This window comes from Meridianimarinicoccus zhengii, from assembly GCF_003254465.1.
GTDB classification, from domain to species: Bacteria; Pseudomonadota; Alphaproteobacteria; order Rhodobacterales; family Rhodobacteraceae; genus Meridianimarinicoccus; species Meridianimarinicoccus zhengii.
In genome coordinates this window covers 105,761-131,182 of record NZ_QDFI01000002.1, presented here as the reverse complement: position 1 = coordinate 131,182, position 25,422 = coordinate 105,761, and the positions used below count along the sequence as shown (strand labels likewise).

25 protein-coding genes are annotated in these 25,422 nt (G+C 66.5%); 15 read left to right on the top strand and 10 right to left on the bottom strand.

The genetic code is table 11. The annotated features are described in order from the left end of the window. Positions 1–154: 154 nt before the first annotated feature. The 3 genes from DDE13_RS22730 to DDE13_RS01365 all read left to right on the top strand — a co-directional run bounded on the left by DDE13_RS22730 (position 155) and on the right by DDE13_RS01365 (position 1,451). Complete coding sequence (locus tag DDE13_RS22730; RefSeq protein WP_162630818.1) at positions 155–316, top strand: hypothetical protein; 162 nt, start codon at positions 155–157, stop codon at positions 314–316. Between the two features lie 281 nt (positions 317–597). Next, a complete protein-coding gene (locus DDE13_RS01370) occupies positions 598–1,092 on the top strand; it encodes a type III secretion system chaperone family protein (protein WP_111400952.1) in 495 nt (164 codons plus the stop codon). A gap of 134 nt (positions 1,093–1,226) precedes the next feature. Further along, positions 1,227–1,451 (top strand): hypothetical protein, encoded by a 225-nt coding sequence (locus DDE13_RS01365; protein ID WP_111400951.1) that lies wholly within the window; start codon positions 1,227–1,229, stop codon positions 1,449–1,451. 4 nt (positions 1,452–1,455) lie between these two features. Here DDE13_RS01365 and iolG read toward each other — a convergent pair whose 3' ends face one another. The 5 genes from iolG to iolD are packed head-to-tail and all read right to left on the bottom strand — an operon-like array spanning position 1,456 to position 6,981. Next, positions 1,456–2,451: an inositol 2-dehydrogenase gene (gene iolG / locus DDE13_RS01360; protein ID WP_111400950.1), complete on the bottom strand. Its 996-nt coding sequence runs from the start codon at positions 2,449–2,451 to the stop codon at positions 1,456–1,458. Between the two features lies 1 nt (position 2,452). Then, positions 2,453–3,292: a class II fructose-bisphosphate aldolase gene (locus DDE13_RS01355; RefSeq protein WP_111400949.1), complete on the bottom strand. Its 840-nt coding sequence runs from the start codon at positions 3,290–3,292 to the stop codon at positions 2,453–2,455. Further along, positions 3,289–4,128 carry a 5-deoxy-glucuronate isomerase gene (locus DDE13_RS01350; RefSeq protein ID WP_111400948.1) on the bottom strand — a complete coding sequence of 280 codons (840 nt, stop codon included), beginning with the start codon at positions 4,126–4,128 and terminating at the stop codon, positions 3,289–3,291. Before DDE13_RS01350 ends, DDE13_RS01355 begins: the two co-directional genes overlap by 4 nt. An 11-nt stretch (positions 4,129–4,139) precedes the next feature. Beyond that, positions 4,140–5,108: a 5-dehydro-2-deoxygluconokinase gene (gene iolC, locus DDE13_RS01345; protein ID WP_111400947.1), complete on the bottom strand. Its 969-nt coding sequence runs from the start codon at positions 5,106–5,108 to the stop codon at positions 4,140–4,142. A gap of 1 nt (position 5,109) precedes the next feature. Then, the gene (iolD, locus tag DDE13_RS01340) at positions 5,110–6,981 is read right to left on the bottom strand and encodes a 3D-(3,5/4)-trihydroxycyclohexane-1,2-dione acylhydrolase (decyclizing) (RefSeq protein WP_111400946.1); all 1,872 of its coding nucleotides are present in this window, start codon (positions 6,979–6,981) and stop codon (positions 5,110–5,112) included. 116 nt (positions 6,982–7,097) lie between these two features. Here iolD and DDE13_RS01335 point away from each other — a divergent pair, with 116 nt between their 5' ends. The 3 genes from DDE13_RS01335 to DDE13_RS01325 are packed head-to-tail and all read left to right on the top strand — an operon-like array spanning position 7,098 to position 10,266. After that, on the top strand, positions 7,098–8,213 hold the full coding sequence (locus DDE13_RS01335; RefSeq protein WP_222626002.1) for a Gfo/Idh/MocA family protein: 1,116 nt from the start codon (positions 7,098–7,100) through the stop codon (positions 8,211–8,213). A 13-nt stretch (positions 8,214–8,226) separates the two neighbouring features. Beyond that, positions 8,227–9,120, top strand: coding sequence for a TIM barrel protein (locus DDE13_RS01330; RefSeq protein ID WP_111400944.1), 894 nt, complete (start codon positions 8,227–8,229; stop codon positions 9,118–9,120). A 12-nt stretch (positions 9,121–9,132) separates the two neighbouring features. Further along, positions 9,133–10,266: a Gfo/Idh/MocA family protein gene (locus DDE13_RS01325; RefSeq protein ID WP_111400943.1), complete on the top strand. Its 1,134-nt coding sequence runs from the start codon at positions 9,133–9,135 to the stop codon at positions 10,264–10,266. On the opposite strand, the gene DDE13_RS01320 is transcribed toward DDE13_RS01325, so the two are convergent. Then, a complete protein-coding gene (locus DDE13_RS01320) occupies positions 10,263–11,267 on the bottom strand; it encodes a LacI family DNA-binding transcriptional regulator (RefSeq protein WP_111400942.1) in 1,005 nt (334 codons plus the stop codon). The two genes, DDE13_RS01325 and DDE13_RS01320, sit on opposite strands and share 4 nt — an antisense overlap. A 164-nt stretch (positions 11,268–11,431) precedes the next feature. Between DDE13_RS01320 and DDE13_RS01315 the strand changes: the two genes are divergently transcribed. From DDE13_RS01315 to DDE13_RS01305, 3 genes are all read left to right on the top strand, one after another. After that, entirely contained in the window at positions 11,432–12,379 is a 948-nt protein-coding gene (locus tag DDE13_RS01315; protein ID WP_111400941.1) for a sugar ABC transporter substrate-binding protein, read from the top strand. Positions 12,380–12,450: 71 nt separating this feature from the next. After that, the gene (locus tag DDE13_RS01310) at positions 12,451–13,566 is read left to right on the top strand and encodes an ABC transporter permease (RefSeq protein WP_111400940.1); all 1,116 of its coding nucleotides are present in this window, start codon (positions 12,451–12,453) and stop codon (positions 13,564–13,566) included. Between the two features lies 1 nt (position 13,567). Further along, a complete protein-coding gene (locus DDE13_RS01305; RefSeq protein WP_111400939.1) occupies positions 13,568–14,359 on the top strand; it encodes an ATP-binding cassette domain-containing protein in 792 nt (263 codons plus the stop codon). Between the two features lie 75 nt (positions 14,360–14,434). On the opposite strand, the gene DDE13_RS01300 is transcribed toward DDE13_RS01305, so the two are convergent. Both DDE13_RS01300 and DDE13_RS01295 read right to left on the bottom strand, forming a co-directional pair. Further along, positions 14,435–15,757: an ammonium transporter gene (locus DDE13_RS01300; RefSeq protein ID WP_111400938.1), complete on the bottom strand. Its 1,323-nt coding sequence runs from the start codon at positions 15,755–15,757 to the stop codon at positions 14,435–14,437. Positions 15,758–15,791: 34 nt separating this feature from the next. Beyond that, positions 15,792–16,130, bottom strand: coding sequence for a P-II family nitrogen regulator (locus DDE13_RS01295; RefSeq protein WP_111400961.1), 339 nt, complete (start codon positions 16,128–16,130; stop codon positions 15,792–15,794). 276 nt (positions 16,131–16,406) lie between these two features. Between DDE13_RS01295 and DDE13_RS01290 the strand changes: the two genes are divergently transcribed. Beyond that, a complete protein-coding gene (locus DDE13_RS01290; RefSeq protein WP_111400937.1) occupies positions 16,407–18,668 on the top strand; it encodes a transglycosylase domain-containing protein in 2,262 nt (753 codons plus the stop codon). A 71-nt stretch (positions 18,669–18,739) separates the two neighbouring features. On the opposite strand, the gene DDE13_RS01285 is transcribed toward DDE13_RS01290, so the two are convergent. Together DDE13_RS01285 and DDE13_RS01280 are read right to left on the bottom strand one after the other, a co-directional pair. Continuing rightward, on the bottom strand, positions 18,740–19,330 hold the full coding sequence (locus DDE13_RS01285) for an MlaC/ttg2D family ABC transporter substrate-binding protein (protein ID WP_235868535.1): 591 nt from the start codon (positions 19,328–19,330) through the stop codon (positions 18,740–18,742). A 1-nt stretch (position 19,331) separates the two neighbouring features. Then, positions 19,332–20,183 carry an MlaA family lipoprotein gene (locus DDE13_RS01280; RefSeq protein ID WP_235868534.1) on the bottom strand — a complete coding sequence of 284 codons (852 nt, stop codon included), beginning with the start codon at positions 20,181–20,183 and terminating at the stop codon, positions 19,332–19,334. 64 nt (positions 20,184–20,247) lie between these two features. Here DDE13_RS01280 and DDE13_RS01275 point away from each other — a divergent pair, with 64 nt between their 5' ends. The 5 genes from DDE13_RS01275 (at position 20,248) to DDE13_RS01255 (ending at position 25,420) form a co-directional block, all read left to right on the top strand. After that, positions 20,248–21,981, top strand: a complete 1,734-nt coding sequence (locus DDE13_RS01275) for a type I secretion system permease/ATPase (RefSeq protein WP_235868533.1) — start codon at positions 20,248–20,250, stop codon at positions 21,979–21,981. Further along, positions 21,978–23,300: an HlyD family type I secretion periplasmic adaptor subunit gene (locus tag DDE13_RS01270; protein WP_111400934.1), complete on the top strand. Its 1,323-nt coding sequence runs from the start codon at positions 21,978–21,980 to the stop codon at positions 23,298–23,300. Before DDE13_RS01275 ends, DDE13_RS01270 begins: the two co-directional genes overlap by 4 nt. Before the next feature lie 62 nt (positions 23,301–23,362). Continuing rightward, positions 23,363–23,827 (top strand): RidA family protein, encoded by a 465-nt coding sequence (locus DDE13_RS01265; RefSeq protein ID WP_111400933.1) that lies wholly within the window; start codon positions 23,363–23,365, stop codon positions 23,825–23,827. Positions 23,828–23,907: 80 nt separating this feature from the next. After that, complete coding sequence (locus DDE13_RS01260; RefSeq protein WP_111400932.1) at positions 23,908–25,125, top strand: GNAT family N-acetyltransferase; 1,218 nt, start codon at positions 23,908–23,910, stop codon at positions 25,123–25,125. A gap of 13 nt (positions 25,126–25,138) precedes the next feature. Next, complete coding sequence (locus DDE13_RS01255) at positions 25,139–25,420, top strand: 4a-hydroxytetrahydrobiopterin dehydratase (protein WP_111400931.1); 282 nt, start codon at positions 25,139–25,141, stop codon at positions 25,418–25,420. The last annotated feature ends 2 nt before the right edge of the window (positions 25,421–25,422 follow it).

Genomic DNA, 25,422 nt, shown 5'->3' with positions numbered 1-25,422 from the left:
CGCAAGATGCGCGGCAGCCCGATGCAGATCGAAACGGTGCATGGCTACGGCCTGCGCCTGAATGGCCCGGACACACTGTTCGGGCCGCACCTGTCCGCGTCGGGGTCCAACGCCCCCACGGCGCCCGGCGCGGGCTCCAAACAGGAGAAGCAGAATGTCTGTCGATGAGAAGGATACCCGGATCGCCGAGCTGGAGCGGGGCCGCGAGGCGCTGATCCAGGCGATCATCGCACTGCGCGCGTTTCGCGGCCTGCCCGACGATGTGTTGATCGAGATCGGCCGCCGCGAGCGCGCCATGACCGGCGCCACGGACTGAGTCGCGTTCAAGGGGTCTTCAACGGCCCTTTACGACCCGGTTCTCGAAAAACGCTCTGCTGCAAGTATTGGTGTAAAACACTGCAGAAATAAGTGTCGCGCTACACCGCAGCAAAGGCCCCACCCCGTCCCGGCGCATGTCGTGGAAATATCGCTTTACAGGATGGCCCGCAGGTCGCACCATATGTTGTAAGCGGTGTGCAGCGTCGCGCCGCTTCTTGAGCAGGCACCAAGCCTTGGGGGCCGAGAGCCGGACCAAGGCCACAACGCGCGAGGCCGGGCATGTCACTTTCCGAATACATGATCGACGACATTCATCCCATCGACATCGTGGAAACGCTTGCCGAGCACGAGGCCTGGGATTTCGACCGGGTCGGCGAGAACCAGATCGCCATGGCAGTCGAAGGCCAGTGGCGCACCTATTCGATCACGCTGGCATGGTCCGGGCATGACGACACGCTGCGCATGGTCCTGAGCTTCGAGATGGAACCGCCCGAGGACCGCCTGCCGGAACTCTACGAGATGATCAATCGGACCAACGACATGTGCTGGACCGGGGCGTTCGGCTTCTGGGCCGAGCAGAAACTGATGGTCTATCGCTACGGGCTGCTGGCCGGCGAAAGCGGTGTTGGACTGGAGCAGATCACGACGCTGATCGGCACGGCCGTCGCGGCGTGTGAGCGATTCTACCCAGCCTTCCAGCTTGTCAGCTGGGGCAACGCGACGCCCGCGGCCGCGATCCAGACCGCCATCGCCGAAGCCTACGGGCGCGCCTGACCGAAAGCCGGTGCCGCGGCCGCGCCGGGACACCCCCGGACGGTTGCGGCGCGCGCTGCGTTCCTCGGACAGGACGGGTTTGACCCGGCAGCCGGGCTGTGCAAGCTGCATGGACGCCCGCAGCCGGAGAGACCATGCGCCTGATCGACCCCGCCCACCCGTTCTACCGCCCCGCGTGGCGGCGTTATCTGCTGACGATCCTGCCGCTTGCATGGGCACCTGTTGAATGGCACGCGGGCAACGATCTGTGGGCCTATCTCTTTGCCGCGATCGGGGGGTTCCTGGCCTGGAACCTGATCGTCGCGTGGCGACCACCTGACCAGGAACAGGCGGACAGGCCCGACACCGACCAGGATTGATAGGTCAGGCGCCCGGCAAGTCCACCGGCTGGCCCGTCTCGCACGACCGTGCCGCGGCATCGGCCAGGATCTGCGCCTGCAACCCGTCATGGATGCCGGGATTGGCCGGTTTGCCGTCCGCGACCGCCGTCACGAAGGCACGCATTTCGGCCAGATAGGCGGGCGCGTAGCGTTCGAGGAAGAAATGCTGGGCCGGGTCGCGGGCGAAGCCGGTGGCGGTGGCGATTTCAACGGTGGATTCGAGCTGGTTCTCGGCCCGCAGCATGCCGCCCGCACCATGCACCTCGATCCGCTGGTCATAGCCGTAGACCGCCCGGCGGGAGTTGGAGATCTGGCAGATCCGCCCGTCCGCCGTGGTGAGGATCACGGCGGCGGTATCCACGTCCCCCGCCTTGCCGATGTCCGGGTCCACGAGCGACGATCCCACGGCGTGCAGACGCGTGAACTCCGCCCCCACCAGGAAGCGGGCCATGTCGAAATCGTGGATCATCATGTCACGGAAAAGCCCGCCCGACCGCGCGATATAGGACAGGGGTGGCGGCGACGGGTCGCGCGAGGTGATCGTGACCATCTCCACCGCGCCGATGGCCCCGGCGGCGATCCGGGCTTGCAGGCTGGCAAAGTTCGGGTCGAAGCGGCGGTTGAACCCGGTCAGGAAGGTCACGCCGGCAGCTTCCACCGCATCGATGCAGGCGCGGATATTGTCCACGGACATGTCCACGGGCTTTTCGCAGAAGATCGCCTTGCCCGCCGCGGCGGCGGCGCGGATCAGGTCGAAATGGGTGTCGGTCGGTGTGCCGATCACCACGGCGTCGATATCCGTACCGGTCAGGATCGCCCCGGCGTCCCGCACCTCGGCCCCCGTCTCGGCGGCAAGCGCGCCTGCGGCGTCCGGCAGCGCATCGGCCACGGCCACCACGGTGGCGTCATGGAGCGCCTTGATGCTGCCAGCATGCACCTGCCCGATCCGCCCGCACCCCAGAAGTCCGATCCTCAGCATGTCATGCCTTTCCACTTGCGCCGAGCCCGCGGATCACGGCGCGCGCGGCGGCCATCACGGGGTCATGGGTTTCCTTCAGGATCGCGACCCGGTCGAAACGGTCCGGGTCTGCGTTCACGGCATCGCGCAGGGCGGCACCGAATGCCATGCGCAGTTCGGTGCCGATGTTGAACTTGGCGATGCGCGAAACCGCCGCCAGGGCCGCGCGCTGCGCCAGCGGCACGCCGGACCCGCCATGGATCACCAGAGGCACGTCGGTCACGGCCTCGATCGCGCGGATGCGCGGCTCGTCCAGCCCGCCCTCGTGGCCCTGCTGGAGATGCACGTTGCCCACGGAAATCGCCATGGCGTCCACGCCGCTGTCGCGCGCGAAGATCGCGGCGTCCGCAGGGTCGGTCCCGGCCGACCCTTCGCCGCCCGCGTAGCCGACGAAGCCGATCTCGCCTTCGCAGGAAACTCCTGCTGCGTGGGCCAACTCCGCCACCGCCGCGGTTTCGGCGATGTTCTGCGCCAGCGGCTGGCGCGAGCCGTCATACATCAGCGACGTGAACCCGGCATCCAGCGCCGCGCGGCATTCATCGAGGGTGTAACCATGGTCGAGATGCACCACGACCGGCACGTCCACGTCGCCTGCAAGCTGCCGCATCATCGCGCCAAGGACCGGCAGCGGTGTGTGCGCCCGGCAGGACGGCCCGGCCTGCAGGATCACCGGTGCGCGTTCGGCCTGTGCCGCCATGGCATAGGCGCGCATGTCCTCCCACCCCAGACACACCAGCCCCGGCACGGCATAGCCGCCCGCGACGGCGGGGCGCAGGACCTCCGCGAGCGTCGCCAGCGTCATTTGAACTTGGCCACCATGTCCATGATGCCAGGGATCGTGTGCAACTGGTCGGCATGGGTCGGCTGGAAATACTGGGTCAGGCTGCGTTGGGACAGGCCACCGAGGATCGTGAAGTAATACATCTCGTATCCCGGCAGCACGCAGCAGGGGTGATACCCCTTGTCGATCAGCACGGTTGAGCGATCCATGATGTGGTAGGCATCGCCCGGTTCGTTGTCGACCCGCTGGAGCATCTGGACTCCGGACCCGTAGCCGGGCCGAAAGCGGAAATTGTAGCATTCGTCGTGCCGCGTTTCGTCCGGCAGCCTGTCCGTGTCGTGCTTGTGGCTGGGGAAACCCGACCAGCCCCCCGCCCCGACCGTGAACAGCTCCGACACCAGCAGCCGCCCGACCCGGTCGTGATGGCCGGCGCCAAGGATATGCTTGATCTTGCGGTGTGTCTTGGTGTCGTCCGATCCGTATTGCACGAGATCCAGATCCCCGTGGCGCACCGCGAAGGGCTTCAGCGTCTCGCCAAAAGCGGCCCCGGCGATGAAGGTCTCCGTATCGGTCTGCGCGGTGATCCGCGCGCCGGTGTCGGTTGGAACATAGACGCCTTCGGGCTCGCCGTCCCAGACATCCGCGCCGCGGTTGCCGATATCCCGGTACGTCTCGCCCGCGGCTTCCACCGTCACGGTCCCGGTGGCCGGCACGACGCAGGTTTCATAGCCGGGGACACGGTAATCGAAGGTCTCGCCTGCCTTCAGCCGCACGATGTTGAAATAGACCAGCGGCGTGTGAGCGTCGTTCACGTCGACGATGGGGCAGTTGCAGTTGTCATGGGGGGGGATGTGCATGGATCGTCCTTTCAGGCAGCGCCGGGGCCGGCATGGTCGCGCAGGAATTGCGCCAGTTCAGCGCGGTCGGGCATGGCGGGGGCGCAGCCGACGCGGGCGACGACCATCGCCGCCGCCGCCGAGCCCTGCAGCACCGCGTCGCGCACGGGCAACCCTTCAGCCAGCCCGGACACGAAACCGCCCATGAAGCTGTCGCCCGCGCCGGTGGGTTTCAGGGCATCGGTGCGGTAGATGCCCGTGGCGATTTCGCCCTCCGGCGTGAAGGTCACGGCGCCCTTTTCGCCCATCTTGTAGACGGCGATGCGGGCGCCTGAATCCACCAGCGCACGCGCCTTGGTCCGGCCTGCGGCGTAATCACCGGCCATGAAACCGAATTCGACATCGTTGCCCACGATCACGTCGCACATGGCCCCGGCGCGGGAATAGACATCCGCCGCGACATCCGCCGAGGGCCAGGAATAGGGGCGGTAGTCGATATCGAAGATCAGCGGCAGACCGGCGGCACGGGCCAGTTCGAACGCCCGGAAGGCGGCAGTGCGCGACGGCTCCGCCGCGAACACCGTGCCCGTGGTAATGAGCGCGTCGTAGCGGGTGTAGTCGACCCACTCCACATCATCGGTCGTCATCTCGAAATCGGCGGCCCCGTTGCGGTAGATGACCGACTGGTGATCCTCAATCCGCGTTTCGACCACGGCGAGCGAATTGCGCGCCTCCCCGCCCACGGACCGGACATGGGCACGCCCGATGCCGTAATGGTCGAGCTGGTTCAGCGCGAACCGCCCGATCGCGTCGTCGGACACGCAGGTGACAAGATCCGCCTGCCCGCCCAGCCGGGTGATCGCCACGGCGATATTCGCGGACGACCCGCCAAGGCAGGCGAAGAACTGCGTCGCGTCCTCGGTCCTTGTGCCCGGCGGATCGGGGTAGAAATCCATCCCCGCCCGCCCGATCACGAGGAACCGGTTTCCGGTCAGCCGCATGTCAGACCCCCTGCCGCTGGCGCGCGCGGGTCGCTTCGATCTCGGCGTGTTTCTCGCGCACGGATGCCCTGTCGGAAACCTCGGGCGTGCCGACCTCCCACCAGGCATGTCCTCCGGTGGTCCATCCCTCGTAGGCGTCCACCTGCATCACGATCACGGTGGTCTTGTCGGATGTCTTGGCGCGGGTGAACGCGTCGCACAATTCCGCCGGGTTGGACACGGTCACGGCGTCGGCGCCCATGGACCGCGCGTGGGATTCGAAATCGACCGTGAACGGGTCGGGCACGGTCGGGCAATCCGCGATCAGGTTGTTGAAACTGTCCTGCCCGGTGTTGTTCTGCAGCTTGTTGATGACCGCGAAGCCGCCATTGTCGAGCACGAGCACGATCAGCTTCTTGCCGGTCAGCACCGATGAGTAGATGTCGGAATTCATGAGCAGGTAACTGCCATCGCCCACGAAGACGATGGTGTCCGCGTCGGGCTCGACTTCGGCCTGTGCGATGCGCGCGCCCCAGCCGCCCGCGATCTCGTATCCCATGCAGGAAAAGCCGAACTCCACGTCCACGGTGCCGATATCCAGCGTGCGCCAGTTAGCCGTGACCTCGGCCGGAAGGCCGCCCGCCGCGGTCACCACCCGGTCGCGCGGGGCGCACAGCGCGTTCACCACGCCGATGGCCTGCGCATAGCTGTTGGGCCGATTGCCATGGGCGACGTTGCCTTCGACATAGGCGTCCCAGCAGCGCCGTTCGGCCTGTGCCAAAGCCGTCCAGTCGCCGGGCGCGCGGCAATCGCCAAGCGCGGACCCCAACGCGGTCAGCGCCAGTTTCGCGTCGCCCACCACCGGCAGGGACATGTGCTTGATCGCGTCATGCCGCCCCGCGTTCACCCCGATCAGGCGCGCGTCCTTGGCGAAGGCCGTCCATGACCCGGTGGTGAAATCCTGCAGCCGCGTGCCGACGCAGAGGATCACGTCGGCTTTCTCGGCGATGGCATTCGCGCTGTCGGAGCCTGTCACGCCGATGGGGCCGATGTTCAGGGGGTGGTCGGCCAGCAGGTTCGCCCGCCCGGCGATGGTTTCCACGACCGGGATGCCATGGGCCTCGGCAAAGGCGGTCAGTTCGGCAACGGCGCCGGAATACTGCACCCCGCCGCCCGCGATGATCATCGGGCGCGCCGCGTCGCGCAGGGCCACCGCCGCGTCGGCGATTTCTGCCGGATCGGGGGCCTGACGCCGGATGCGATGGACGCGGCGCGCGAAGAACGCTTCGGGGTAATCATGCGCCCAGCCCTGCACATCCTGCGGCAGCGCGATGAAGGCCGGGCCGCAATCGGCGGGGTCGAGCATCGTGGCCAGCGCGGCGGGCAGCGACTGGATCACCTGCGCCGGATGCGTGATCCGGTCCCAGTAGCGCGTCACCGCCTTGAACGCGTCGTTCAGGCCCAGCGCGGGATTGCCAAAATGCTCCAGCTGCTGCAGCACCGGGTCCGGAAGCCGTGTCAGGAACGTGTCGCCGCACAGCATCAGCATCGGCAGCCGGTTGGCATGGGCGAGCGCCGAGGCGGTCAGCAGGTTGGCGGTGCCCGGCCCGGCACTCGCGGTGCAGAACATGAAGCGGCGGCGCAGGTGGTACTTGGCATAGGCGGCGGCGGCGAACCCCATGCTCTGTTCGTTCTGCCCGCGGTACAGCGGCAGGTCATCCCGCACCGGGTACAGCGCCTCACCGAGGCACGGCACGTTGCCATGGCCAAAGATGCCGAATCCCCCGCCGCAAATGCGCGTCTCGAACCCGTCGATCTCGATGAACTGGTTCATCAGGAAGCGCACGATGGCCTGCGCGGTGGTCAGGCGGATGGTGCTGTCCGCTGCGGTCATGGTCCCCCCTTTGCGCCGGTTCCGGCTGTCGTCGTGTTTGACGGTTGCGAAGCGTCCCTGCCTACGATACGAATTTTGCAACCGGTTGCAACCGGGTTCGCGGGCAGGGGGCAAACATGACCGAAATCGGGGTCGGGATCGTCGGCGGCGGCTACATGGGCAAGGCCCATGCTGTGGCAATGTCGGCGGTCGGTGCGGTGTTCGACACAGCCCTGCGTCCGCGGCTGGAGATGATCGCCGGGTCCACCCCGGCCTCGTCCGAACGCTATCGCGCCGCCTATGGGTTCGCCCGCGCCGCGCCGGACTGGCAGGCGCTGGTGGCAGACCCGCGGGTCGATGCGGTGGTGATCGCCTCGCCGCAGACGACCCACCGGGCCATCGCCGAAGCAGCCTTCGCCGCCGGGAAGCCGGTATTCTGCGAAAAGCCGCTGGGTGCGTCGCTGGCCGATGCGCAGGCGATGTTCGCGTCGGCCGAGGCGTCGGGCCTGCCCAACATGATCGGCTTCAACTACGTCCGCACGCCCGCCACGCAATTCGTGCGGCAGTTACTTGCCGAGGGCGCCATCGGCGACGTGACGTGGTTCCGGGGCGAACACACGGAGGATTTCTTCGCGGACCCCGCCACCGTGGCGACATGGCGTTGCCAAGGCCGCGCCAACGGCACGATGGGGGATCTGGCCCCGCACATGATCAACGGCGCACTCGCCCTGATGGGGCCGATCGCCGAACTGTCGGTACGTCTGGAAACGATGCACGCCACCCGTCCGGGCGCGGAAGGTCCTGTCACGGTGGACAATGACGACCACGCCCAGATGATGGTGCGGTTTGCATCAGGCCCCATGGGGCATCTCTATTTCAGCCGTGCGGCCACGGGGCGGAAGATGGGCTATGCCTACGAAATCCACGGCACCAAGGGGGCGATCCGCTTCGACCAGGAGGATCAGAACGCCGTCTGGCTCTATCGCGCCGAAGGGCCGGAGGCGACGCGCGGGTTTACCAAGATCCTCACCGGCCCGGCCCATCCCGACTACCTGCCCTTCTGCCAGGGACCGGGGCATGGCACCGGGTACCAGGACCAGATCATCATCGAGGCGCGGGATTTCCTGCAGGCCATCGCCACGGGCGACCCGGTCTGGCCCACCTTCCACGACGGACTGGCCGTTGCCCGCGTGATCGAAACCGCCTTCGCCGCCGCCGGCGATGGCCGCTGGCACACCGTTCCCTCTGACTGAAAGGGCCACCCCCATGACCATCCGTATCGGCAACGCCCCCTGTTCCTGGGGCGTGGAATTCCCGAACGATCCGCGCAACCCGCCGTGGCAGCAAGTGCTGTCGGACTGTGCCGCCGCCGGGTACACTGGAATCGAACTCGGTCCGGTGGGCTTCATGCCCGAAGACCCCGCCGTGCTGGGCGAGGCGCTGGACGAATACGGGCTGGAGCTTGTTGGCGGCGTGGTGTTCCGCGCGTTCCACGATCCGGCGCAATGGGACGACGTGCTGGACGGTGCCGTGCGCACCTGCCGGGCGCTGGTGGCGCATGGCGCGCAGCATCTGGTGCTGATCGATTCGATCTCGCCCCGCCGGGCGCCGACCGCCGGGCGAGCTGACGCCGCCGAACAGATGGACGCCGCCGAATGGGCGGCCTTCCGCGACCGGATCGCCCATGTGGCGCGGATGGCGGCGGAAGAATACGGCCTGATCGTCGGCATCCACGCCCATGCGGCGGGCTTCATGGATTTCGAGCCGGAACTGGAACGGCTGCTGGACGAAGTGCCCGAAGAGACCCTCAAGATCTGCTTCGACACCGGGCACCATTCCTATGCGGGCTTCGATCCCGTGGCCTTCATGCGGCGTCACATCGGGCGGATATCCTACATGCATTTCAAGGATATCGATCCGAAGGTGAAGGCCGACGCCATCGCCAAGGGCACCGGGTTCTACGACGCCTGCGGGCAAGGCATCTTCTGCAATCTCGGGCAGGGCGACGTCGATTTCCCCGCCGTGCGGCAAATCCTGCTGGATGCGGGGTTCGCGGGCTGGTGCACGGTCGAACAGGATTGCGACCCGACGCTGGACGTCTCCCCCATCGACGACGCGCGGGCCAACCGCGCGTATCTGGACAGCATCGGTTTCAACTAGGGGCACCATGCCATGACACGACTGAACTGGGGCATGATCGGCGGCGGCGAAGGCAGCCAGATCGGCCCGGCCCACCGTCTGGGCGCGCAGGCGGACGGAAACTTCACGCTGGCCGCAGGCGCACTGGATGCCGACCCGGCCAAGGGCCGCGCATATGCCCAGCGGCTGGGGGTCGCCCCCGACCGTGCCTATGGCGACTGGCGCGAGATGCTGGCGGGCGAGCGCGACCGCGCCGACCGGGTGGACCTCGTGACGGTGGCCACGCCGAATTCCACCCATTTCGAGATCACCAAGGCGTTTCTTGAGGCCGGGTTCCACGTCCTGTGCGAAAAGCCCATGACCATGACCGTGGAGGAAGGCGAGGAGATCGTGCGCATCGCCCGCGTGTCGGGGAAGATCTGCGCAGTGAACTATTGCTACTCCGCCTATCCCATGGTGCGGGAAATGCGCGCAATGGTGCGCACCGGGCAGTTGGGCAAGATCCGGCTTGTGGTCACGAATTTCAGCCATGGCCATCACGGCGACGCGGGCGACGCCGACAACCCGCGCGTGCGCTGGCGATACGACCCGGCGATGGCGGGCGTGTCGGGACAGTTCGCCGATTGCGGCATCCACGCGCTGCACATGGCGGGCTTCATCGCAGGGGCCGAGGTCGAAAGCCTGTCGGCGGACTTCGCCTCCACCATCCCCTCCCGCGTGCTGGAGGACGACGCGATGGTGAATTTCCGCCTGTCGGGCGGCGCGGTCGGGCGGCTCTGGACGTCCTCCGTGGCAATCGGGCGGCAACACGGGTTCGACATCCAGGTCTTCGGGGAAACTGGCGGGCTGCGATGGGCGTCGGAACAGCCCAACCAGGTGTTCTACACGCCGGTCGGCGGACGCACCCAGATCATGGAGAAGGGCGAGGCGGGCCTGAGCGACGAGGCCAGCCGCCTCAGCCGCGTGGCCATCGCCCATCCCGAAGGCTTCCCGCTGGCGGTGGCGAACATCTATGTTGATCTCGCGGCCGCGATCCGGGGGGAGGCGCGCGACGGTCTGCCATCGGCCGCGGACGGGGTGCGATCCATCGCGGCCGTCCACGCGGCCGTGGCGTCCGCCAAGGCGGACGGCACATGGACCGATGCCCGTCCGCCGATGTTCCGCTAGACTGCCGGGACGGGGCGCAGCGTGCCCCGTTCGATAACCCGGCACGGGAACAGCCGCGTTTCCGGATAGCGGTCGGGGCGTTCGATCGTGGCGATCACGAGGTCGATGGACGCCCCGATGATCTCGGCCACGGGCTGGCGGATCGTGGTCAGGTTGATGTTCTGCCAACGCGCCATGTCCATGTCATTCAGCCCGATCACGCCGATATCGTCGGGCACGCGCAGCCCGGCCTCGGCAATCGCGGATAGCGCGCCCACGGACAGCACGTCGTCCCCGCAGAAATACGCCTCTGCCGGGTTTTCCATCAGGCGGCGGGTCATCTCCACCCGGCCTGCGTCAAAGGAATATGCGGTCGCATAGCTGAGGCTGACCGACACCTGCGGATGGGCCGACAGCGCGGCGACGAACCCGCGCGCCCGGTCCTGGGTCGAAGTCGCCGTTTCCGGCCCGCCGAGGAACGCCACCCGCCGATAGCCCCGCGCAACCAGTGTCTCGGCTGCCATCCGCCCGCAAGCGATGTTGTCGATGCCGACCACATGGACATGGGGGCTGGTGGTATATCGCCCGAAGGAATGGACTACGGGCATGCCGGCATCCCGAAACGCCTCGGCGAAGCTGGGCGGCAGGGTTGATGACGCCACGATCACCCCGTCCACAGAATACTGCCGCAGCATCTGCAAGGACTGCGCCGGGTCGGTTTCGTGGCTGAGATTCACCAGCAACGGGCGCAGGCCCCGGTCCTGCAATCCGCGGGTGAAAAGGTCGAACACCTCGAGGAAAATCGGGTTGTGGAAGTTGTTGGACACCAGCCCGATCAGCTTCGTGCGCCCCGTGGTCAGGGACGACGCCAGCGCGTTGGGGCTGTAGCCCAGGTCGCGCGCGGCCTTTTCGACCTTGGCGCGAGTCTTGGCCGACACCGACGCGCCCGCCGTGAAGGTGCGCGACACCGCCGACCGGGACACGCCCGCGCGTTCCGCAACCTCCCTGAGTGTCACCGCCATCGTCCTGTCCGCCTGCACGGCGCGAACCTTCCGCACCCATCGTGATGTTACCCAAGCCGGGCCGCTTTGCAACCGGTTGCAAAAAAATCGAATCGGGACTACGCTTTTCCCTAGGGGACACGGGAAAACCCGGGCCATGCCCCGACACCGTTTGGGAGGACATCATGAACACATTCTTCAAGTCGATGGCGGCCACCGCCGTCGCGGCGGCGGCGCTGGCGGGGGCCACGGCCGCACAGGCAGAGGGCGAACGCTACGTTCTTGTCAGTCACGCGCCCGACAGCGACAGCTGGTGGAACACGATAAAGAACGGCCTGGCGCTGGCGGGCGACCAGATGGACGTGGAGGTGGAGTACCGCAACCCGCCCACGGGCGATCTGGCCGACATGGCGCGGATCATCGAACAGGCGACGGCAAGCGGCCCGGACGGGATCATCACGACGCTGGCCGACTATGACGTGCTCTCCGGCCCGATCCGCGATGCCGTGGCATCCGGCATCGACGTTATCATCATCAACTCGGGCACGCCGGAACAGGCGCGCGAGGTTGGCGCGCTGATGTATGTCGGCCAGCCGGAATACGACGCGGGCTTCGCCGCTGGCCAGCGTGCGGCGGGTGACGGCGTGACCAGCTTCCTGTGCGTGAACCACTACATCGCGCAACCCGCATCCTCCGAACGGTGCCAGGGCTTTGCCGACGGACTGGGCGTGGACCTGGGCAACCAGATGATCGACAGCGGGCAGGACCCGTCCGAGATCCAGAACCGGGTGATGGCCTATCTCAACGCCAACCCTGACACCGACGCGGTACTGACGCTCGGACCGACCTCGGCGGACCCGACGATCCTTGCGCTCGACCAGATGGGGCTGGCCGGGGACATTTATTTCGGCACGTTCGATCTGGGCGGCGACATCGTGCAGGCCATCAAGGACGGCGTGATCGAATGGGGCATCGACCAGCAGCCCTTCCTGCAGGCCTATCTGCCGGTCGTGGTGCTGACGAACTACCACCGCCTTGGCGTGCTGCCCGGCAACAACATCAACTCCGGTCCCGGCTTCGTCACGGCCGACGCGCTGGGCCTCGTGGAACAACTGGCGGGCGAATACCGCTGAGTCCATGAACAGGGGCGGGCGCCAGTTGCGGTGCCCGCCCCTTTTGTCACCGAACGAGGGGGGAGTGCGCGATGTCCGATGTCAACGCGGTCGTCGATGAACGAGTCAAACAGACATCCGGGCTGCGCAAGGCCCTGATCCGGCCCGAGCTGGGCGCGATTGTCGGCACTATCGCCGTCTTCGCCTTCTTCATCGTCTTCGCGGGCGACAGTGGCATGTTCAACGCGCAGGGCGTGCTGAACTGGTCCACGGTGTCCGCACAGTTCGTCATCATCGCGGTCGGCGCCTGCATGCTGATGATCGCGGGCGAATTCGACCTGAGCGTCGGGTCGATGATCGGCTTCGCGGGCATGTCCATCGCGATCATGTCCGTCACGCTGGGCTGGCCGGTATGGATCGCGATCCTCGTGACCTTCGCCATATGCATCGCCATCGGCGCGCTCAACGGTATCATCGTGGTTCGCACGGGGCTTCCAAGTTTCATCGTGACGCTGGCGTTCCTGTTCATCCTGCGCGGCTTCACGATCTTCTTTCCGCAACTGATCGAACGCCGGACCATCATCGGCGGCATTTCCGACGTCGCGCAGGGCGACTGGCTGGCGCCCGTGTTCGGCGGCAAGATCCTGGGCGGGCTGTTTGTCTGGCTCGCGGATCTGGGGCTGGTGGACACCTTCAGCCGCGGCACACGCGAAGGCCAGCCCGTGGTGGACGGCATCCCGATGCTGATCGTCTGGGCGCTGGGGCTGATGATCCTTGCCCATGTGGTGCTGACGCGCACGCGCTTCGGCAACTGGGTGTTCGCCGCGGGCGGCGACGCGCAGGCGGCACGCTATGTCGGCGTGCCGGTGAACCGGGTCAAGATCCTCATGTTCATGTTCACCGCCTTCTGCGCGACGATCTTCGCCACCTGCCAAGTGATGGAATTCGGCTCCGCCGGGGCCGACCGCGGCCTGCTGAAGGAGTTCGAGGCGATCATCGCCGTGGTGATCGGTGGCGCGCTGCTGACCGGGGGCTATGGATCGGTCATCGGCGCCGCCCTTGGTGCGTTGATCTTCGGCGTGGTGCAGCAGGGGCTGTTCTTCGCGGGGGTCGAATCCTCGCTGTTTCGGGTGTTCCTTGGCGTGATCCTGCTGCTCGCGGTGATCCTGAACACCTATATCCGGCGCATCATCACGGGGGAGCGGTGACATGGCCAGCTTCGATCACAACCCGATCGTCGAGATGCGCAACATCGAGAAGCATTTCGGCCCCGTCATCGCCCTGAACGGAGTCAGCTTCGATGTGCGCCCCGGCGAATGCCATTGCCTCCTGGGCGACAACGGCGCGGGGAAATCCACCTTCATCAAGACCATGTCGGGCGTGCACAAGCCCACCGGCGGCGAGATCATGTTCGAGGGGCGCCCGATGTCCTTCGACAGCCCGCGCGACGCGATGGAAGCGGGAATCGCCACCGTCTACCAGGATCTCGCCATGATCCCGCTGATGAGCGTCACGCGCAATTTCTGGATGGGGCGCGAACCCGTCAAGCGCGTGGGGCCGTTCAACTTCATCGATTTCAAGATGGCGAACGAGACCACGATGGCTGAAATGCGGCGCATGGGGATCAACCTGCGCTCGCCCGATCAGGCCGTCGGCACGCTGTCGGGCGGGGAACGGCAGACCGTGGCCATTGCACGTGCGGTGCATTTCGGGGCCAAGGTGCTGATCCTCGACGAGCCGACCAGCGCACTTGGTGTGCGGCAGACTGCGAACGTGCTTTCCACCATCGACAAGGTGCGCAAGACCGGAATCGGCGTCGTCTTCATCACACACAACGTGCGTCACGCCATGGCTGTCGGGGATCGGTTTACCGTCCTCAACCGCGGCAAGACGCTGGGTACCGCGCAGCGCGGCCAGATCACGCCGGAAGAGCTGCAGGACATGATGGCCGGCGGGCAGGAGATGGTCGAGCTTGAAGGATCGCTCGGCGGTACGGTCTGACACCATCGTCATCGGGCACGAAAAACCCGGGCGCAGCGCGCCCGGGCCAGGTTCAGGGACTGACCGGAAGGAGGATCAGCCCTTGGAGAACTCCGGGTAGGCCTCCATGCCCATTTCCGACATGTCGAGCCCGTTGATCTCGTCCTCTTCGCTGACGCGGATGCCCATGACAGCCTTCAGAACAAGCCACACGATGGCCGATCCGACGAAGGTGAACACACCGTAGGCAGCGATCCCGGTCAGCTGCGTCATCAGGCTCGCATCGCCATTGTAGAACACGACCGCGATGGTGCCCCAGATACCGGCAAGCAGGTGAACAGGGATCGCACCGACCACGTCGTCGATCTTCAGCTTGTCGAGCATCGGCACCGCGAAGACCACGATCACGCCACCGACGGCACCGATCCAGAGCGCGCCGAACAGCGTCGGCGCCAAGGGCTCTGCCGTGATGGACACGAGCCCCGCCAGCGCGCCGTTCAGCACCATCGTGAGATCGGGCTTGCGATACAGGACCTGCGTCAGGATCAGCGCCGTGACGGCACCGGCGGCCGCGGCCATGTTCGTGTTGGCGAAGATGCGCGACACGTCCGACACGTCGCCCACGGTGCCCATCGCCAGCTGCGAGCCGCCGTTGAACCCGAACCAGCCCAGCCACAGGATGAACGTGCCCAGCGTGGCCAGCGCAAGGTTTGACCCCGGCATCGGATGCACCTGCCCGTTCTTGTACTTGCCGATGCGCGGCCCGAGGATCAGCGCCCCGGCCAGAGCCGCCCAGCCGCCCACGGAGTGCACGACGGTCGATCCGGCGAAGTCCGAGAAACCCATGGCCGACAGCCAGCCGCCGCCCCACTGCCACGACCCGGAAATCGGATAGAGAACGCCCGTCAGGACCACGACGAAGATCAGGAATGGCCACAGCTTGATGCGTTCGGCCAGCGCACCCGACACGATCGATGCGGTCGCCGCCACGAACACGAGTTGGAAGAAGAAGTCCGACCCGACCGACGCATAGTCGAGTGCAGCGTCGGCAGCGGCCACGCCCACCGGGTCGAGCACGGTCGGCGAGAAGAACGTGCCGACATAGCCGTTGAAGTCGCCCGGATACATCAGGTTGAACCCCATGAACCAGTACATGATCGCCGCGATGGAATAGAGCGCGATGTTCTTCGTCATCTGCATGGTGACGTTCTTGGACCGCACCAGGCCGCCTTCGAGCATCGCGAAGCCCGCGGCCATGAAGAACACGAGGAACCCCGCCATGCAGAACAGCAGGGTCGTCATGATATATGGGCCGATCTCGTCGAAGCCGGGCGCGGGTGCCTCTGCCTCCTGCGCGAATCCCAGCGCCGGAAGCGCCATCGCCGCCGCGGCCAGAAGGAGTGTCTTGGTCAGTTTCATCAGGTCGTTTCCCCTTTGTCAGGTCGCGTCGCTATTACAGCGCGTCTTCGTTGGTCTCGCCGGTGCGCACCCGCACCGCCTGCCCCACGTCGAGCACGAAAATCTTTCCGTCGCCGATCTTGTCGGTCTTGGCCGTCGTCTGGATCGTTTCGACCACCTGGTCGGCCATGGCCGAGTTCACCACGATCTCCAGCTTGACCTTGGGCACGAAGTTCACCGCGTATTCCGCCCCGCGATAGATCTCGGTATGGCCGGACTGCGACCCGAAGCCCTTGATCTCGGTGACCATCATGCCGCGCACGCCGATGGCGGTCAGCGCCTCGCGCACCTCCTCCAGCTTGAACGGCTTGATTGCTGCTATGATCAGTTTCACGTTCTTCCCCTTTGCTTGGGCCGGAGGCCGCTTGCCCATGGCGCGCACCCCGCTTCTTCACGGGGATCACTAGGTCGGCATCACCCGGCTTTCACAAGCGACGCCTGCCCCGGAAACCGGCAGAATCTGGCGCTTGTTGCACAATTTTTGCACATTATGGCATTGTGGTCTATTTTTTAGGCAGATTGAGATCTTGCGGTCGCAGCATCCAAGGTCCACATCGCGGCAATTCCCGGGTATGGTGTCGGCATAGACCACCCGCAAAAGGGGGCTCTCATGGGCAGAACGGGCAAGACGGGCGGCGGCAAGCGGCCATTGCGGGCAGACCGCCGGTATTCGGCGGGCAGCGCCGCGCGCGCGCAGGCGAACGGCGCGAAATCCGCCAGGACGACACAACCGAAGGCCGCCACCGGTAGCACGGTCCGGCGCAAGCGCGCGCCGCGCAAACCCGTGGCGCGACGCGGTCTTTTCTGGCCGCTGCGCGCGCTGCTGCGCTGGGTTGTCCGCATGGTCTGGGCGATTGGCTGGCGTCTCGGTGCGGTGACGGCGCTGATCGTCGCGGGTGCAGTCGGAGTGATCTGGTCCGGCCTTCCCCCCGCCGAGACGCTGATCGACGGCCGCGCGCGCGGGTCCGTAACCATGACGGACCGCGACGGCGATGTGTTCGCCTGGCGCGGCGACCAGTTCGGCGGCATGATCACCACGGACACCGTGTCGCCGCACCTTAAGAACGCGATCCTCGCCACCGAGGATCGCCGCTTCTACAGCCATTTCGGGGTCAGCCCGCGCGGTGTGGCCAGCGCCATCCGCATCAACCTGTCCGAAGGGCGCGGCGCGCTCGAAGGGCATGGCGGGTCCACCATCACCCAGCAGACGGCAAAGCTGTTGTGCTTCGGGCGACCCTACGTCCCGTCGGAATGGGACAGCGAAGCCGCCTATGAAGCGGACTGCCGCCGCAGTTCCATCACCCGCAAGCTCCACGAAGCGGTCTATGCCATGGCGATGGAGGCACGCTATTCCAAGGACGAGATCCTGACGATCTACATGAACCGCGCCTATCTTGGTGCGGGGGCGCGCGGCTTCCAGGCCGCGGCGCAGCGGTATTTCGGCAAGTCCGCCGCCGAGGTGGACCCGGCCGAGGCCGCGATGCTGGCCGGGCTTCTGGTGGCCCCCACGCGGTTTGCGCCCACCGCGAACCTGCAACGGTCCCGCGACCGGGCCGCCACGATCATCGCGCTCATGGAAGAACAGGGGCGGCTGTCGGAAGACGAAGCCGCGCAGGCCCGCGCCAACCCTGCCACGCTGTCCGAGGCGGCAGAGGCGCGCGCGGGCGGCTATTTCGCGGACTGGGTCATGGAAAGCACACCCTCCTTCCTGGCGTCCCAGACGACCGAGGACGTGCTGATCCGCACGACGTTCGACAAGCAGCTGCAACGCGCCGCGGAAGACGCGATGCGAACCGTTTTCGCGGAAAAGGTGCGCGACGGGTCCAAGGCACAGGCCGCCATCGTCGTCATGAGCGCCGATGGCGCGGTGCGGGCCATGGTCGGCGGGCGCGACACGCGCTCGGCGAGCCAGTTCAACCGCGCCACCCAGGCGCTGCGCCAGACCGGATCGGCCTTCAAGCCGTTCATCTATGCCGCGGCGCTGGACCTTGGCTACGGACCGCTGGACCGCGTCGTGGACGAGCCGCTCACCCTGAACGTCCCCGGCTCTGGCCCATGGTCGCCGCAGAACTACAGCCGCGACTTCGCGGGCGAGGTCACGCTGACCCGCGCGCTGGCCGACAGCCTGAACATCCCCGCGGTGAAGCTCTCCGAGGCCGTGGGCCGCGACGCGGTGATCGCAGTGGCACAGGGCTTCGGCATCTCGACGAAAATCGACGATGTGCCTGCCATGGCATTGGGCACATCGGAAACGACACTGCTGCAAATGACGGCGGCCTATGCGGGCATTCTCAACGGCGGCAGCGCCGTCGACCCTTACGGGATGACCGAATTGCGGCTTCTGGGCGACGACGCGCCGCTGATCGGAAAGGAAGGCGGCATCGGCGAACGGGTCATCCAGCCCGAGGCTGCCCGTCAACTGGTCTGGATGATGCACGAGGTGATCGAAAGCGGCACGGGACGGCGCGCTAAGCTGGGCGACCGGCCCGCGGCAGCCAAGACCGGCACGACCTCGGCGGCACGAGATGCATGGTTCGTGGGGTTCACCGGCGACTACGTGACCGGCGTCTGGATGGGCTATGACGATAACACGCCGCTGTCGGGCACGACCGGGGGCGGTCTGCCTGCCGATATCTGGCGCGAAACGATGCTGCGGGTCCATGACGGTATGCCCGTTGCGCCGCTGCCGATGGACGCGCCGGCCGCGGGGGCGGACCGTGTGGCCGGGGCGGACTCGGGGGCCGGGTCGGGCACAGGTTCGGGCGGCACCGGAACGGGCCCGCTGGACCGGTTCGGCGCAGCCGGTGACCGCGCCGTGCGCGACACGGAACGGGCCATCACCAACGTCCTTCGGTCGATCTTCGGGGGCTGACCCCGTGCGAAACCGCTGCGGCGGGCATGCCCGCCGCAGCGTCTATATCGGGGCTTGGTGCGCCGGGAAGGTCAGGACGCCGCGCGCAGGTCCTGCGTCAGGCGCGGGATGCTGCCGCCGGCGCGGTCCAGAAGCGAACCGATCTCTGCCCGTTCCGTGGTCAGCATGTTCACGCCTTCAATGATGACGTTGAACACCTTGGGGCTGCCCGACCGGTCAGAGACGTGGAAATCCACCGCGACAGGGCTCTGGCCGCGCAGGTTGGCGCGGGCCTGCACCACAAGGTACTGGCCTTCGGACCGCACGCCGCGAATGTCGATGCTGCCGCCCTTGAATTCCTGGAACCGGCGCCCGTACTTGTTCGACACGTAGCTGGCATAGGCGTCGCTGTAGGCGCGCAACTCGGCCGAACTCGCAGAACGCGCGGCCACGCCGAGCGAGAAGCGCGCGATGGTCGGCACATCCGCATATCGCTTAAACGCACGTTCGAAATCCGCAAGGATCGCCGATGTCGACTTGCCCGAGTCGATGGTCGACTGGATATCGGCCACCAGCGACCGCACAAGACTTTCCGCCTCGCCATTGGTCAGGGCATGGGCCGCGCCGGGCAGCAGGGACGCAGCGGCAAGAGCCGCGGCAAAACCGCGGCGCGTCAGGGTCATGTCATTCACCATAAAGCTCCTCGTAGGGGTCGATGGCGGTGGCCTGCGACGTGTCGCCAAGCCGGAACCGCCGGTTTTCCAGATAGATCAGCCGCATCTGGGCGTAGCTGTCCGCGCTTTCGTAGAAGATCCCGTCCACCGTGTCGGCGAACTCATAGCGGTAATCCAGCGCTTCGGCCACGTAGGTGCCGGACGGGATATAGGATTCGGGCGGGCTGAGGCTGACGAAGGACAGCGGGTTCAGGACCACGTCCACCACTTCGCCCACAAGGTCGCGCTGGGTGTAGGGGCCGAAGAACGGCACTTCGAGATAGGCCCCCTCGCCCGTTCCCCAGACGAACAGGGTCTCTCCGAAATCTGTGCTGCGATCCTCCAGCCCGAAGGACGTGGCGGGATCGAAGATCCCCAGAACGCCGATCGTCGTGTTGACGAGAAAGCGGAACACGTTGTGCACCGTGTTCTCGCCGCGCCCCTGCAACGCACCGTTGATGATGTCCGACGGCAGGCTGAAATGTGACTGGACGTTGTTCAACCGCTGGCGGCCATAGCTGGGCACGACCGTGCCATAGGCTTGCGACACAGGGCGGAACAGCGCCTTGTCGAAGCTCTTGTTAAATTCGTGGACAGCGCGGTTCGTGCTTTCAAACGGGTCGTTGAATTCCGATCCGGGCGGTGAACTTGCCGCGCAGCCCGAAAGGGCCAGCGCCACAAGCGCGGCAATGCCAAGGGCCGACCTGCGCCCAGGCTGAAGCTGAAACCAAACAATGCGCACGGTGTCCACCCTATTGTAACCTGAGGCCGACACATAGTAGATCGAAACCGAGAGCGCCACCGTCTCGCGGGGTCGTGACACGGAACGATCGCGCAGTCTACATTCCGGTCACGGACCGCAACAAACCAGCGAGGTCGGCGAACCGATGACAGTCTCAGACAGCGCCGGGCGACGCGAACTCGCGATGGTGCGGGCCGAAAGCCGGGGATTGTACTGGTTCGTCGCCATCTTCAGCACCTGCGTGAACATGCTGATGCTGACCGGCCCGCTCTTCATGCTCCAGGTTTACGACCGGGTGCTGGGATCGCGGTCCGAGGCGACGCTGGTCGCGCTGGCGGCGCTGGTCGCGTTTCTCTACCTCATGATGGGCATTCTCGATTTCGTGCGCGGGCGGGTTCTCGCGCGCATCGGCGCACGGTTCCAGGCGCGGCTCGACAAGCGCGTGTTCGCCGCCGCGATCGAACGGGCAGCCACGGGCGAACGCCAGGCCACGGCGGCCGGCGTGCGCGACCTCGAGACGATCCAGCGGTTCCTGTCTTCCCCGGTGCTCAGCGCGTTCTTCGACGTCCCGTTCACGCCGGTCTTCCTCGTGGGGATCTTCATATTCCACCCGTGGCTCGGCATCCTCGCCGTATCGGGCGGGGCGATCCTGGTGGTCACGACCTTCATCAACCAGGCCCATACCCGCGACCCCGTGTTGCGGTCGTCCATCGCCAATGCCGAGGCGGACCGGATGTCGGAACGGCTCAAGACAGAGGCGGACATGGTGCAGGCGCTCGGCATGCGTGGTGCCGCCTACATCCGATGGAACCGGCTGCGCGACCGCGCGCTCGACCTGACCGTGAAGGCCAGCGACGCACAGGGCGGCTACTCGGCGGGTACCAAGACGTTCCGCCTGTTCCTGCAATCCGCGATGCTCGGGCTCGGGGCCTTTCTCGTGCTGCGCGAACAGATGACCGCCGGCGGGATGATCGCGGCATCGATCCTGATGGGCCGGGCGCTGGCCCCGATCGAGATGGCGGTCGGCCAGTGGTCCATGGTGCAGGGCGCCGTCCGGTCCTGGAACAATCTCGCCGAACTTCTGTCACAGGTACCCGAACGCCAGCGCAAGCTGGACCTGCCGCGCCCGCGTGCCAATCTCAAGGTGGCGTCGGCGACGGTGCTGCCGCCAGGCGAACACCACGCGGCGCTGCGCATGATCACCTTTCATCTCGAACCCGGCGAGGCGATCGGCGTGATCGGGCCTTCGGGGTCGGGCAAGTCCAGCCTTGCGCGGGCCATCACCGGCGCATGGCCGCCCGCGGGGGGATCGATCCGGCTGGATGGTGCCACGCTCGACCAGTACGATCCGGACGTGCTGGGGCGCTATATCGGCTACCTGCCGCAGAAGGTGCAACTGTTCGACGGCACCATCGCCGAGAACATCGCCCGGCTCGATCCCGACGCCCGGGACGAGGACATCATCAAGGCCGCCATGCAGGCCGACGCCCATGAAATGATCCTGAAGCAACCCAACGGCTACGAAACCTATCTCACGATGATGGGCGGGCATCTGTCCGGCGGACAGATCCAGCGTGTCGGGCTGGCGCGCGCGCTGTACGGCGACCCGGTGCTGCTCGTGCTCGACGAGCCGAATTCGAATCTCGACAACGAAGGATCGAAGGCGCTGAACGACGCGATCCGCCGCATGAAAGCCGAGAACAAGGGCGTTCTCATCATGGCACACAGGCCCGCGGCCATCCAGGAGTGCAACAAGCTTCTGGTACTCGATGGCGGCGCCGTGCGCGCCTTCGGACCGCGGGACGAGATTCTGGCCAAGATGGTGCGCAACGCGGGCGAGATCATGCAGTCACAGACCAAGACCGGGGGAATCGCATGAGCAGCGGAAGCGACCCATCGACCGGCAGCTCCATGTCGGCGCGCCGCCAGTTGACACTTGGCGTGATCATCATCGCGATCCTGTTCGGCGGCTTCGGCGGCTGGGCCGTGTTCACGCAGATCGCGGGCGCCGTGATCGCCACCGGCCGGATCGAGGTCGATCAGAACCGGCAGGTCGTTCAGCATATCGACGGCGGCGTGGTGGAGGAAATCCACGTGCGCGACGGCGATACCGTGTCCGAAGGCGACGTCCTGATCCGGCTCGACGGCACGACGCTGCGGTCGGAACTGTCCATCATCGAAGGTCAGCTGTTCGAACTGATGGCCCGCCGCGGGCGGCTGGAAGCCGAGCGCGACAACACCACGTCCGTCGCATTCGACAGCTGGCTCCACGAACTTGCCGCCAAGCGCCCGGCCGTCGCCGACACCATGCAGGGCCAGGAGAACCTGTTCGAAGCGCGGCGCGATTCGCTGCAGCGCGAGGTCGAACAGCTCGGCAAGCGGCGGTCCCAGATCCAGAGCCAGCTCAACGGTATCGAGGCACAGGAAAACGCGACCGATGCCCAGCTTCTGCTCATACAGGAAGAACTCACCGACCAGCAGACGCTTCTGGCCAGCGGGCTTGCGCAGAAATCGCGGCTTCTGGCGCTTCAGCGCGAAGAGGCGAGCCTGAGCGGCCGGATCGGCGAACTGATCGCATCGCAGGCCGAGGCAGAAGGCCGGATCACGGAGATCGACATCCAGGTCCTGTCGCTGCGCAACCAGCGCCGGGAAGAGGCCATCACCGAACTGCGCGACATCCGGACCCGCGAATTCGAGCTTGCCGAACAGCGGCTGGCGCTGCTGGACCGGATCGACCGGCTCGACATTCGTGCGCCGCTTTCGGGCATCGTCTATGACCTGCGCGTGTTCGCGGAACGGTCCGTGATACGCCCGGCCGATCCGCTGCTGTATCTCATCCCGCAGAACCGCCCGCTGGTCATCACGACGCGGATTCAGCCCACGAATATCGACCAGGTCTATCCGGGGCAGGAGGTCAGCCTGCGCTTCTCCGCGCTCGACGCCCGAACCACGCCACAACTGCTGGGCACGGTCACGCAGATCTCCGCCGACGCCTTCGTCGACGAGCAGCGTGGGACCAGTTACTACACCGCGCAACTTATCCTGAAGGACGGCGAGATCACCCGCCTGCCCGAAGGCACGGTCCTTTTGCCGGGCATGCCGGTCGAAGCATTCCTGCGCACCGACGACCGCACGCCGCTGGCCTATCTGCTCAAGCCGCTGTCCGACTATTTCGTCAAGGCGTTCCGCGAAACCTGATCCACCCCGACACCGTCCGCAAACCGCGCGTGACCGCGCGCCCCACCTGCCCCGGAGCCACGATGACACCAGCCATCTCGACCCGCCTCGCCGAACTTGGCCTCACGCTGCCCGCAGCCCCCGCGCCCGCCGCCAACTACGTGCCGTATGTGCGCGCGGGCGGGCTGCTGCACGTGTCCGGCCAGATCGCAGCGGATGCGGACGGCCTGATCAAGGGCAAGCTGGGAGCGGACATGGACATCGACGCCGGCGCCATGGCCGCACGGGCCTGCGCCCTTGCGCTGCTCGCGCAGGTGAATGCCGCGCTTGACGGCGATCTTGGGCGGCTCAAGCGGGTCGTCAAGCTGGGCGCCTTCGTGAATTCGACACCCGACTTCACGGACCAGCCCAAGGTCGTGAACGGCGCGTCCGACCTGCTGGCCGATCTTCTTGGCGATGCCGGTCGTCATGCGCGGTCCGCCGTGGGCGTGGCCGCCCTTCCCTTCGGCGTTGCCGTGGAAATCGACGGGATCTTCGAGGTCGAGTGATCCCGGCGCATCCCGGCACCTTGACCCCGGCAGCGGCCGGACCACCATCCGGAGCGACAACCGGAAAGCGGAAAAGCCCCATGGCCACGCCCACGTCGCCCGCCAGCGACACCCAATCGCCGCAGGTCACGGTAACGGCCCACACATCGCTGGCGGCCATCGACCCGGCGGACTGGGATGCCTGCGCCTGCCCCGAAACGGCGGATGGCGGGCGCCCCGCCGATCCCTTCACCACCTGGCGCTTTCTGCGGGCCCTGGAAGACAGCCGTTCCGTCGGCACCGGCACTGGCTGGCAGCCCCATTACCTGACCGCCGAGATGGACGGGCAGATGATCGCCGCGGCGCCGCTTTATGCAAAGTCGCACAGCCAGGGCGAATACATCTTCGACCACAACTGGGCCCATGCCTATGAACGCGCGGGCGGCAGGTATTACCCCAAGCTGCAGATCGCCGTGCCGTTCACCCCGGCCACCGGCCGGCGCCTTCTGGTGCGGCCCGGGTTCGAGACCGTGGGACGCGCCGCCCTGATCGACGGGGCGCGCAGCCTTGCACAGCGCAACGGGATCTCGTCGCTCCACGTCACCTTCTGCACCGGCGCGGAAACCGCGGCGGCGCGCGCCCTCGGGATGATGCCGCGCGCCAGCCAGCAGTTTCACTGGGTCAACCGCGGCTATGGCAGCTTCGACGATTTCCTCGCGGAGCTGTCATCGCGCAAGCGCAAGACCCTGCGCAAGGAGCGCATGACGGCACAGGCGTTCGGCGGCGAAATCGTGCAACTTGCCGGCGAGGCCATCGAACCCGCGCATTGGGACGCGTTCTGGGAATTCTACACGGATACCGGTGCGCGGAAATGGGGCACGCCCTACCTGACGCGGGCATTCTTCGACCGTGCCCATGCCACATTGCGCGAAGACATGCTTCTGGTGCTGGCACTGCGCAACGGTCGGCCCGTCGCAGGCGCGCTGAACTTCATCGGGCGGCACACGCTTTATGGCCGCTACTGGGGCGCGATCGAGGATCACCCATGCCTGCATTTCGAGTGCTGCTATTACCAGGCCATCGACTATGCCATCGCGCACGGTCTGGCGACGGTGGAGGCGGGCGCACAGGGCGCGCACAAGCTTGCGCGCGGCTACCTGCCGACCCCCTGTCACTCGATGCACTGGATCGCAGATCCAGGCTTTTCCGACGCGGTCGCCCGGTTCCTCGATGCCGAAGCCCGCGCCGTGGACGAGGAAATCGAGGTGCTGACCGATTACGGCCCGTTCCGCAAATGCGCCCCCGACACCGACCCCTGAGACGGAGGATGACATGACGGCAAAGCTTGAGAACCGCGCCGAGCTCGACCCCCTGCTTGCACGCGGCTGGGTGCTGGAGACCGACCGCGACGCGATCACGAAGGTCTATACGTTCAAAGATTTCATCGGCGCGTTCGGCTGGATGACACGCGCTGCGATCATCGCCGAAAAGATGAACCACCACCCGGAATGGTCGAATGTCTACAAGACGGTGACCGTGACGCTCACGACCCATGACGCGGGCGGGCTGTCCGGGCTGGATATCGCGCTGGCGGACCGGCTCGACGCGCTGTGACG